Origin of the sequence: Streptomyces katrae (assembly GCF_000966975.1) — a bacterium.
GTDB lineage: Bacteria > Actinomycetota > Actinomycetes > Streptomycetales > Streptomycetaceae > Streptomyces > Streptomyces katrae.
Genome location: NZ_JZWV01000166.1, coordinates 1 through 10,736, shown reverse-complemented (window position 1 = coordinate 10,736; position 10,736 = coordinate 1). Strand labels below are relative to the sequence as shown.

Sequence of the window (10,736 nt, the reverse complement as noted above, 5' to 3'; positions counted from 1 at the left end):
GACCCCACCCGGCTGCGGGCGGAACCGGGGTCAGGAGCCCGTGATGCTCGCCGTGCCCGTTTCGATGTGGCCCGTGTAGCGGCGGGACCAGGTGCCGTCGGAGTCGCTCAGGATCGTGAAGTCGTACCAGCCCTTGTTGTAGGCCACCGCGTTGAAGAAGTCCTCGCGCGAGGAGTTCGCCGGGACCGTGTAGGTCCAGGGGCCGTCGGAGCGGTAGGCGTTGGAGCGGATCGTGAAGGTGACCGGCGAGGCCGAGGCGTTGGTCATCTTGAACCAGATCGCCATCTTGCCGGTGCCCGACTCCACGGCGTAGCGGGCGGCGACCTCCAGGTCCTTGCCGGGCCTCGTGGCGTCGCCGATGAAGCGGCGCAGGAAGCGGTTCGGGCCGTACATCGAGATGTCGTACTTGCCCGATCCGGCGCCCAGCCCGATCGAGAAGTAGTCGGACGCGGTGGCGCCGGGGTCCACCGTGTACTGCCAGGCGGCCGTGTCCCGGTACTGGTGCGGGTGGATCGAGAAGTGGGCCGCCTGCCTGGCCTGCGGGCCCTGGTTGGTCATCGAGAACCAGGCCAGGATCTTGCCCATCGGCCCGAACTCGAAGCGGTCCAGGTTGCCGTTCACCTGGTAGGGGAGGGCGCGGGCGGGGCGGGTTCCGGACTCCTGGACGGGCAGGGCGTTGTCCTGGGGGGAGGGGTTGGGCAGGGGGCCGCAGGTGGACTGGCCGATGACCTTCGCCGTGGAGGGCAGCCCGGCGGGCACCCCGTACACCGGGTGCGCGAAGTCGAAGACGCCCGTCAGGTCGCCGACCACCTTGCGGCGCCAGGCGCTGATGTTGGGGCAGAGGGCGGGGGTGCCCAGGGCGGTCGTCCACCGCTCCATGAAGCGGAGCACCGAGGTGTGGTCGAAGACCTCCGAGCTGACCCAGCCGCCCCGGGTCCACGGGGACATCACCAGCATGGGGACGCGGAAGCCCAGTCCGATCGGGACGCCGTCGATGTACTCGTCCGGGGTGCCGGGCGGGGCGACCGGCGGGGCGACGTGGTCGAAGAAGCCGTCGTTCTCGTCGTAGTTGAGGAAGAGGACCGTGGAGTCGAAGACCTCGGGGTTCGCGGCGAGCGCGCGGTAGACCAGGTCCACGAAGTGCGCGCCGTCGCCGGGCGGGGCGTACGGGTGCTCCGAGAAGGCCTCGCTCGCCACCACCCAGGACACCTGTGGCAGGGTCCCGGCGACCACGTCCGCGCGGATCGCGGCCGCGATGTCGTCCGGGGTGGAGCCGGTGACCCGGGGCACGGAGGCCATGCCCCGGTCCCACAGCGGGTCGCCGGGCTTGGCGTCGGTGAACTTCTTGAAGTAGGCGAGGCCGTTGTCCCCGTAGTTGTCCTGGGCGTTCTGGTAGACCTTCCAGGTCATCCCGGCCCGCTGGAGGGCCTCCGCGTACGTCTCCCAGGTCAGCCCGGACTCCTCGCCGCCGTCCTTGCTGCCCGCGTCCACCTTGCCGCTCCACAGGAAGGTGCGGTTCGGGCCGGTGGCGCTGAGGGTGGAGCAGAAGTAGGCGTCGCAGATGGTGTAGTTGTCGGCGAGCCCGTAGTGGAAGGGGATGTCGGCGCGCTCCAGGTGGCCGAGGGTGTGGGTCTTGCCGACGCCGGCGACCCAGTTGTCCATCCGCCCGCCGTTCCAGGCGGCGTGCTGCGAGGTCCAGCTGTGCGGGAGGTCGCCGGTGCACTGGGCCAGGGTCTCGCTGTCGGCGCCGCCCGCCGACGGGGTGGCGGAGAGCCTCCACGGGTACTGCCGGCCGCCCCAGTTCGGCTGGTTGAACGTGCCCCAGCCGCCCGGGATGTTGCCGCCGGCGCGGTCGCCGAAGCCGCGGACGCCCTTGAGCTTGCCGAAGTAGTGGTCGAAGCTGCGGTTCTCCTGCATCAGGATCACCACGTGCTTCACATCGGTGATGGTGCCCGTCGCCGCGGCCGCGGCGGCCGTCGTGGGCAGGGCGGCGGGCAGGGCCGCCCCCGCCACGAGCCCGGCGCCGATCCCCACGAAACCCCTGCGGCTGATGGGTGTCACTGGCTGCTCGCCTCCAACTCGCGTGCCCCGCTGGCACATCGTCGGCAAGCGTGGCGGCGGCCGCCGCAAAGGTCTACATCCGTGCAGTAAGAAAACGGTGAACATCCGGGTGGCCGGTATCAACCGGTCGTGCGGACCAGCATCTTGCCCAGGTTCTCGCCGTGCAGCATGCCCAGGAACGCCTCCACCGTGCGGTCGAAGCCCTGGACAACGGTGGTGTCGGTGCCGACCCGGCCGCTGCGCAGGTGCGGGACCACGAAGTCCTCCAGCTCGTCCTGCAGATTGGTGTGGTTTCGAACCAATACGCCTTCCAGGCGCAGGGACTTGTGCACCACCTCGAAGAGGTTGCGGGGCGCGGCCGGGGAGCGGTCGCCGTTGTACATCGAGATCGCGCCGACCCAGGCGATCCGCCCGTACTCGCGCAGGGAGTCGATGGCCCCCTCCAGGTGGTCCCCGCCCACGTTGTCCACGTACACGTCGATCCCGTCCGGGGCGGCCTGCGCCAGCTGCTCGCCGACCGGGCCGTCGTGGTAGTCGAAGGCGGCGTCGAAGCCGAGGGTCCCGGTGAGGTGGGCGACCTTCGCCGCCGAGCCCGCGCTGCCGATGATCCGGCAGCCGGGCGAGGTGCCCGGTGGCGGTGCCGACGCCGCCCGCGGCGGCGGAGACGAAGAGGTCCTCGCCCTCGCGGAGGGCCGCCGTCCGGGTGAGGGCGGCGTACGCGGTCAGGCCCGTGCCGCCCAGGATGGACAGGTAGGCCTCCAGCGGGATCCCCTCGTGGCCGCGGAGCTTGCGGGTGCCGTCGACGCCCAGGGTGACCAGGGCGTGGGTGCGCCAGCCGGCCCGGTGGAAGACCAGGTCCCCCTCCCGCAGGCCCGGGTCGCGGGAGGCGAGCACCCGGCCCACCGACCGGCCCTCCAGCGGGGCGTTCAGCTCGAAGCCGCCCTCGCCGCCGTCCATCAGCCCTCGGTGGTACGGGTCCACCGACAGCAGCAGGTTCTCCACCAGGGCGGTGCCGGGGGCGGGTTCGGGGACGGTCGAGGAGACGTACGTGAAGTCGGAGGCGACGGGGAATCCGGCCGGGCGGGCGATCTGGTGCACGGCGTAAGCGGTGTTCGTGGTCATGGCGAAGACCGTAGGAAGGAATCCCCGGGCCGGGCAGGGGGTTGCCCTCATGGAAGCCGCGCATCCATGAGCGCGGCTCATACACCGAGGTGGAACCCAGTGACCGAGCTCGCCCCGCAGGAACTCCGGGTGCTGGTCGCCGTCGCCGAGACGGGCGGCTTCTCCGCCGCGGCGAGCCGGCTCGGCATCAGCCAGTCGGCCGTCTCGCACTCGGTGCGCGGCAGCGAGGGCAAGGTCGGCACGGTGCTCTTCGAGCGCGGCCGCTCCGGTGCCAGCCCCACCCCGGCGGGGGAGCGGGCCGTGGCCCTGGGCCGGCGCATCCTGCGGCTGTACGAGGCCCTCGGCGCGGAGGCCCGCGCCGCCGGGCGGGCCGCCTCCGGCGGGGGAACGGCGGGCGGCGCCCTGGAGGGGACCCTGCGCATCGCCGCCTTCCGCAGCGCGGCCCTGCACCTGCTGCCGCCCGCGCTGGAGCGCCTGGCCGCCCTGCACCCGGGGCTGCGGCCCGAGGTCCGGGTGGTGCGCGAGCTCGGCGCCGGGACGGCCGGGGAGGTGGCCGCCGGCCGGGCCGACCTCGGCATCGCCACCCTGGGCGCGTCCGGCGACGTACCGCCCGGGCTGCTCACCGGGGTCCTGACCCGGGAGGCGTACGCCCTGGTGCACCCCGCCGGGCACCCGGACCCGAAGGCGCTGCCCCTGCTGGACTGGGACGAGAACTGCGGCTCCTACACCCGCCGGTGGTGGGCGGCCCAGGACTGGATCCCGGCGGCCACGGTCAAGGCCGAGGACGACGCGATGGTGCTGACGATGGTCGGCCGGGGTCTGGGCATGGCGATCATGCCCGAGCTGTCGCTGCGCGAGGCCACCGACGCGGTCGAAATCGCCGCCCTGGGACCGCAGGGGCCGGTGCGACAGGTGGGATACGTCACCACACCGGAATCTGCAGCCACTCTTGGCGTAAGGGCTCTGATCAGGGAACTCAGGGCGGAATCGGCCTGAAAACGGAGCCTGCGGAGGGCCCTTCCGGGGGGTTTCGCGTCTCAGATACTAGGAAGTCCGAGTAATTGCGGAGACATACAGCCGCGGCTGCCCTAGCTTTGTAGGAGCCGAACGTCTCGCATATCAGCGAATGGCGGTCGTGAGCGCGCGCCCTTCGCAGGCAACCCCTGCGGCGCACGGCTCCCCGCCTCTTCCGGCGCCTTGAAGGAACCCCTCATCCGTGGCCCCGCCACGCCGTGATCTCAAGGAGTCGATCACCATGACCCCCACCACCGCCGCCTCCCGCCGCGTCCGCCACTCCTCGCCGGCCGAGTCCGACCGCAAGAACGCCGCGGCCGCCCTGCAGCGCGCCCTGGACCGCCGCGACAACGGCGGCTCCACCGGCCACTGACCAGGCACCCTCCCGCAACCCCGGCCCCCGGGCACCTCCCGCCCGGGCGACGACATGTCGCGTTCTCATTGGTCCACATGATGGACGCGATATGTCTGAGGGCTGGGACACGGAGTACGGTTCCGACATGTCGACCAGCATCAATCTCGCAGTGATCCCCGGTGATGGCATCGGCCAGGAAGTCGTGGCTCAGGGCCTCAAGGTCCTTACCGCGGTCCTGCCCCAGGATGTGAAGCTGGAGACCAAGCAGTACGACCTCGGCGCCCAGCGCTGGCACCGCACCGGCGAGACCCTCCCGGACGCCGAGCTCGAAGCGCTCAAGCACCACGACGCGATCCTCCTGGGCGCCATCGGCGACCCGTCGGTCCCCTCCGGCGTCCTGGAGCGCGGTCTGCTGCTGAAGCTCCGCTTCGCCTTCGACCACTTCATCAACCTGCGCCCCTCGAAGCTCTTCCCGAACACGGCCACCCCGCTGGCCGGACGTCCGGACATCGACTTCGTCGTCGTCCGCGAGGGCACCGAGGGCCCGTACACCGGCAACGGCGGCAGCCTGCGCACCGGCACCCCCGCCGAGGTCGCCACCGAGGTCAGCGTCAACACCGCGTACGGTGTGGAGCGCGTGGTCCGGGACGCGTACGAGCGGGCCAACTCCCGCCCGCGCAAGAAGCTGACGCTCGTCCACAAGAACAACGTCCTCGTGTACGCGGGCCACATGTGGAAGAACATCTTCGACAAGGTCGGCCAGGAGTACCCCGAGGTCACCACCGACTACCTGCACGTCGACGCGGCGACGATCTTCTTCGTCACCCAGCCCGAGCGCTTCGACGTCATCGTCACGGACAACCTCTTCGGTGACATCCTCACCGACCTGGCCGCCGCCGTCACCGGCGGAATCGGCCTGGCCGCCTCCGGGAACATCAACCCGACCGGCGCCTTCCCGTCGATGTTCGAGCCCGTCCACGGCTCGGCCCCGGACATCGCCGGCACCGGCAAGGCCGACCCGACCGCGACGATCCTCTCCGTCGCCCTCCTGCTGCGCCACCTCGGCTACGAGGAGCAGGCCGTGCGCATCGAGGAGGCCGTCTCGGCCGACCTCGCCGAGCGCGACGGAACCTTCCGCTCCACCGACGCGATCGGCGACGCCCTCGCCGCGCGAGTAGCCGGCTGACCCGGCAGCGCCACCCAGGAAGCCGCCGGGTACGCACCACCACCCGGCGGCTTCTCCTGCACGGCCCCGGGTGCCACCATCTCCCGTGGGCCGCATCACCCCGTTTCACCGAAGACCCCTCGCGCGCGATAATCGAACGCGAGGCCGCGGTATACGGGGAAGCTCGGACGTCCTAGTACGCATGAGCGCGGTCCGCCATACACAACGGTGAAGGACAAGCACTCATGACGACGCCCACGATCGAGCTCAAGCCCTCCTCGAACCCGCTGTCCGACGCGGAGCGAGAGGCGATCCTGGCCAGCCCCGGCTTCGGCCGCCACTTCACCGATCACATGGTGACGATCAAGTGGACCGAGGGCCGTGGCTGGCACGACGCCGAGCTGGTCCCGTACGCGCCGCTGTCGATCGACCCGGCCAACATGACCCTGCACTACGCGCAGACGATCTTCGAGGGGCTCAAGGCCTACCGCCAGCCCGACGGCACCGTCGCCACCTTCCGCCCCCAGGCCAACGCCGAGCGCTTCCAGGCGTCCGCCCGCCGCATGGCGATGCCGGAACTGCCGACCGAGCTGTTCATCGAGGCCTGCGACGCGCTGATCAAGCAGGACAGCGCCTGGGTCCCGACCTCCGGCGAGGCCTCCCTCTACCTGCGGCCGTTCATGTTCGCGTCCGAGGTCGGCCTGGGCGTCCGCCCGGCCAACGAGTTCCTGTTCATGGTCATCGCCTCGCCCGCCGGCGCCTACTTCCCCGGTGGCGTCAAGCCGGTCTCCGTCTGGCTGTCCGAGGAGTACGTCCGCGCCGTCAAGGGCGGCACCGGCGCCGCCAAGACCGGCGGCAACTACGCCGCCTCCCTCGTCGCCCAGGCCCAGGCGGCCTCGCACGGCTGCGACCAGGTCGTCTGGCTGGACGCCGTCGAGCACCGCTGGATCGAGGAGATGGGCGGCATGAACCTCTACTTCGTGTACGGCGACCGCATCGTCACCCCGGAGCTGACGGGCTCGCTCCTCCCCGGCATCACCCGCGACTCCCTCCTCACCATCGCCCGCGACCTCGGCTACACCGCCGAGGAGGGACGCATCTCCACCGAGGACTGGAAGCGCGACAACGAGAACGGCACCCTCACCGAGGTCTTCGCCTGCGGTACGGCCGCCGTCATCACCCCCGTCGGCTCGGTCAAGTCCGAGCGCGCCAACTGGACCCAGGGTGACGGCGAGCCCGGCGAGGTCACGATGAAGCTCCGCAAGGCGCTCCTGGACCTCCAGACCGGCCACCGCGCCGACACCCACGGCTGGATGCACCCGCTCGGCTAGCCGACGGCGGATCCGCCGCGCAACGGGGTCCCGGCCTTCCGGCCGGGGCCCCGTTGCGCATGCCCGGGACCGGCGGGGCGGCGGGGCCGGCCGCACCCGTACGGGCGCCGCGGACGTGCGGGGGGTCCGGCGGCGTGGGACGTTGACGGTGCCCGCCGATCCGGCTCCCGCAGCGGCCCGGGCGGTGCGGCGCACCCCTCCCGGGGGTGGTTCTCTCGTGCGCCGGCCGCAGGGGCCGGCGGAAAGGCGGATCCCCATGAAGCGGTTCGTTGCCGCCGGCCTGCTCTGCGCGGCCGTCGTGCTCGGGTCCTCGGCTTGCTCCAGTAACGACACGACTCCCCAGGAGGAGGCCTCGAAGGCCGCCGCCGAGCTGTGCACCAACCTGGTCCAGCTGAAGTCGGACAACGCCGCGCTCAAGGCGCTGAACCCGGCGACGGCCACCAAGGACCAGATCCAGAAGGCGGTCGACGCCGTCCAGACCGACTGGAAGAACGTCAAGGAGAGCAAGCAGACGATGAAGTCGGCCGAGCGGGAAGCCGTCCAGGAGGCCACGGACAACCTCAAGAAGAGCTACGACGACCTGCCCGGCGACACCACGGGCAAGGACGCGCTGACCCAGCTCCAGCCGCAGATCCAGGCGGTCGACACCGCGGTCAAGCAGTCGGCCGACTCGCTGAGGTGCCGCTGACGCGACGGACCCCGGGGCGCGGCGCCCCGGGGTCCGTTGTCGTGCGCCGCCGTCAGTCGGCGGCCACCATGACACCATGACCGTGTCGGCCACCGGCGCGGCCGTCTGCCCGGTCCCGGGCGCGGCCGCGGTCCGGAACGTCAGCGCCCCGTAGACCAGGCCGCCGACCACGCCCGACAGGATGAAGCTGCAGTCCACCCCACCGGTGAGGGCCAGCAGCGGGCCCTCGTACACCGGGGTCGACACGGCGGTCAGTCCCACCAGCGCGCCGGCCGCCCAGGCGGCGGTGGCGCGGATGTTCCAGCCCCCGCTGTACCAGTAGACGCCGCCACGGGCCCGGCGGTTGAACACCTGGAGCGCGTCGGCGTCGTACTCGCCGCGACATCGGACGTAGCCGATCAGGGTGATCACGGCCCACGGGGTGCCGATCGCGGTCAGCAGCAGGACGAACGAGGTCATCGCCGACTGGACGTTCCACTCGAAGGAGCCGAAGAAGACGAACGCGGTCGCGACGGCCGCGGCGATCACGGTGGCCTTCGTACGGGTGGCCTTGGGCACGATGGCGTCCAGGTCCAGGCCCATGGAGTAGAGCATCAGCCCGGCGTTGCCCACCGAACCGGCCGCGGCGGCGAACAGCAGCGGCGCGAGGTACCAGAAGGGCGCGGCGCCCACGAGCGGACCGGCGTAGTCGGCCCCGGCCCGGGCGGCGAGCGCGGTGTAGGTGCCGAAGAGCTGCGGGACCAGCAGGCCGAAGAACAGGCCGGTACAGGTGGCCCAGTAGACCTTGCGCGAGCTGTGCCGGCGGGGGGAGACGTAGCGCGTGTAGTCGCCGAGCAGGGTGATGAAGGCGACGGGGCCGCTCAGCCCGGCGGCGACGACGGCGAGGATCCAGGTCGGCCAGAAGGAACCGAGCAGGTACGCGGTGTCCGGCGGGGCGGCGGTGGTGAAGCCGGGGGCGTAGGCGTATATGCCGACGGCCAGCAGGAGCACCATGACGATCGAGAGCGCCTTGCTCATGCGCAGGAGCAGCCGGTAGCCGAAGACGGCCCCGATCACGGTGAACGCCGCCAGCAGCCCGTACATCAGGGAGTGCGTCAGGCCGTTGTCCGGCAGTCCGACGAGCCGGGCCAAGGTGCCCACCATCACGTCACCGCCGATCCACAGGGTCAGCGCGGTGTAGCCGAGTGCCAGCAGCAGGCCCACGATCGAGCCCACGAGCCGCCCCCGTACGCCGAACTGCGCTCCGCTGGAGGTGGACAGGTTCGTCGCGGTGCGCAGGGATACGAGCGCGAGCGGCGCGGTGAAGACGATGCCGGCCACGGTGCCGGTCACGATGGCGGTGAGCGAGGGGACCAGCCCCAGTCCGAAGGACGGGGGAAGCCAGCCGAAGACGATCACACCGAGGCAGAGGTTGGAGCCGAGAAGGATCGACATCAGGTCACGGGGACCGCTCGTCCGCTCCTCCTCCGGGATGGTGTCGACTCCGCGCTGTTCGATGGGCATGGGGGGACTCCCTTGGCACGGCGGGGGGTGTGCTTATTCGTTTGAGCGACACTCAATGTGGCTCAGTCCCTGCTCCCAGGTCAATGCTTCCCGGCGAAGAAATGAAGAGTTAGAGTGATGCTCTAACCCATCGACTCAAAAGGTGGTGGATCGGCGTGCGGCTGACCCCTACGGAGCGTGACCGGCTGCTGCTGCGCAGCGCCGCAGAACTGGCCAGGGCCCGCCGGGCCCGGGGCCTGCGGCTCAACGTCCCCGAGGCCACGGCGCTGATCGCCGACACCGTCTGCGAGGCCGCGCGCGACGGCAAGCGCCTGGCCGAGGCCATCGAAGAGGCCCGGAGCGTCCTCGGCCCCGGCGACGTGCTGCCCGGCGTGGCGGACGTGGTCACCGAGGTGCACGTGGAGGCCGTCTTCGACGACGGCTCCCGCCTCGCGGTGGTCTCGTCCCCGATCCAGGGCGCGACCCCGCTCGGCGACGACGCCCCGGGCGCGGTCGTGCCGGGCCCCGCGCCCCGAGCGCGGTCGTGCCGGGCCCCGGCGCCCCCCAGCCGGAGCCCGTCGTCCACCTGCGGGTGCGCAACACCGCCTCCGTGCCGGTGAGCGTCACCAGCCACTTCCACTTCTTCGAGGCGAACCCCCGCCTCGACTTCGACCGTGCCGCGGCCTACGGCATGCGGCTGTGCGTCCCCGCCGGCTCCTCGGTGCGCTTCGACCCGCACGGCGAGGGAGAGGTCGGCCTGGTCCCGATCGGCGGCGACCGGATCGCCATCGGCTTCGCCGGACTGGTCGACGGCCCGCTCGACGCCCCCGGCGCCAAGGCCGAGGCCCTGGCCCGCGCCGCCGCCTGCGGCTACCTGGGCGCGGCCGCCCCCACCGCAGACGCCCCGGAAGGAAACCAGGCGTGAGCCGCCAGACCCCCCACACCGACCACAGCGCGCACTGCGCCCCCGGCAGCCGGCACATCGACCCGCGCGAGTACGCCTCCGTCTTCGGCCCCCGCGCCGGGGACCGGGTCCGGCTCGGCGACTCCGGTCTGACCGTCCGCGTCGAGTACGACGCCCAGAAGCCCGGCGACGAGTTCCTGGCCGGCTTCGGCAAGACCGCCCGCGACGGCCTGCACCTCAAGGGCGCCGCCGTCCGCGAGACCTGCGACGTGGTCATCAGCAACGTCCTGGTCATCGATGCCGTCCTCGGCATCAAGAAGGTCTCCATCGGCATCCGCGAGGGCCGCATCCACGCCATCGGCCGGGCCGGCAACCCGGACACCCTCGACGGGGTGGACGTCGTCGTCGGCACCGGCACCAGCATCGTCTCCGGCGAGGGCCTGATCGCCACCGCCGGAGCCGTGGACACCCATGTCCACCTGCTCTCCCCGCGGATCATGGAGGCCTCGCTCGCCGCGGGCGTCACCACGGTCATCGGCCAGGAGTTCGGCCCCGTCTGGGGCGTCGGCGTGAACTCCCCGTGGGCCCTGAAGCACGCCTTCAACGCCTTCGAT

General features: G+C 71.7%; 5 protein-coding genes and 4 pseudogenes. 6 read left to right on the top strand and 3 right to left on the bottom strand.

What is annotated here, in order from left to right:
• Nucleotides 1-30 precede the first annotated feature (30 nt).
• Nucleotides 31-2,061 (bottom strand): phosphocholine-specific phospholipase C, encoded by a 2,031-nt coding sequence (locus VR44_RS08205; RefSeq protein WP_045946728.1) that lies wholly within the window; start codon nt 2,059-2,061, stop codon nt 31-33.
• Between the two features lie 119 nt (nt 2,062-2,180).
• Nucleotides 2,181-3,183 (bottom strand): annotated as a pseudogene (locus VR44_RS08200) (NADP-dependent oxidoreductase).
• 99 nt (nt 3,184-3,282) lie between these two features.
• Here VR44_RS08200 and VR44_RS08195 point away from each other — a divergent pair.
• The 4 genes from VR44_RS08195 to VR44_RS08185 all read left to right on the top strand — a co-directional run bounded on the left by VR44_RS08195 (nt 3,283) and on the right by VR44_RS08185 (nt 7,048).
• Nucleotides 3,283-4,179, top strand: coding sequence for a LysR family transcriptional regulator (locus VR44_RS08195; protein ID WP_245691639.1), 897 nt, complete (start codon nt 3,283-3,285; stop codon nt 4,177-4,179).
• 259 nt (nt 4,180-4,438) lie between these two features.
• On the top strand, nt 4,439-4,570 hold the full coding sequence (locus VR44_RS48345; protein ID WP_094191498.1) for a hypothetical protein: 132 nt from the start codon (nt 4,439-4,441) through the stop codon (nt 4,568-4,570).
• Between the two features lie 127 nt (nt 4,571-4,697).
• Nucleotides 4,698-5,738, top strand: a complete 1,041-nt coding sequence (locus tag VR44_RS08190) for a 3-isopropylmalate dehydrogenase (RefSeq protein ID WP_045946729.1) — start codon at nt 4,698-4,700, stop codon at nt 5,736-5,738.
• Nucleotides 5,739-5,962: 224 nt separating this feature from the next.
• Nucleotides 5,963-7,048 (top strand): branched-chain amino acid aminotransferase, encoded by a 1,086-nt coding sequence (locus VR44_RS08185; protein ID WP_045946726.1) that lies wholly within the window; start codon nt 5,963-5,965, stop codon nt 7,046-7,048.
• Nucleotides 7,049-7,832: 784 nt separating this feature from the next.
• Here VR44_RS08185 and VR44_RS42335 read toward each other — a convergent pair.
• Nucleotides 7,833-9,239: pseudogene (locus VR44_RS42335) on the bottom strand (cytosine permease); the annotation flags it as partial.
• 155 nt (nt 9,240-9,394) lie between these two features.
• Here VR44_RS42335 and ureA point away from each other — a divergent pair.
• Both ureA and VR44_RS08165 read left to right on the top strand, forming a co-directional pair.
• A pseudogene (gene ureA, locus VR44_RS48340) lies at nt 9,395-10,143 on the top strand (urease subunit gamma).
• A 56-nt stretch (nt 10,144-10,199) separates the two neighbouring features.
• Nucleotides 10,200-10,736, top strand: a pseudogene (locus tag VR44_RS08165) (urease subunit alpha); the annotation flags it as partial.

What these genes read in the sequence shown, in the direction of transcription:
- VR44_RS48345 (WP_094191498.1), top strand. Translation starts at nt 4,439, where the DNA reads ATGACCCCCACCACCGCCGCCTCCCGCCGCGTCCGCCACTCCTCGCCG.
- VR44_RS08190 (WP_045946729.1), top strand. Translation starts at nt 4,698, where the DNA reads ATGTCGACCAGCATCAATCTCGCAGTGATCCCCGGTGATGGCATCGGC.
- VR44_RS08185 (WP_045946726.1), top strand. Translation starts at nt 5,963, where the DNA reads ATGACGACGCCCACGATCGAGCTCAAGCCCTCCTCGAACCCGCTGTCC.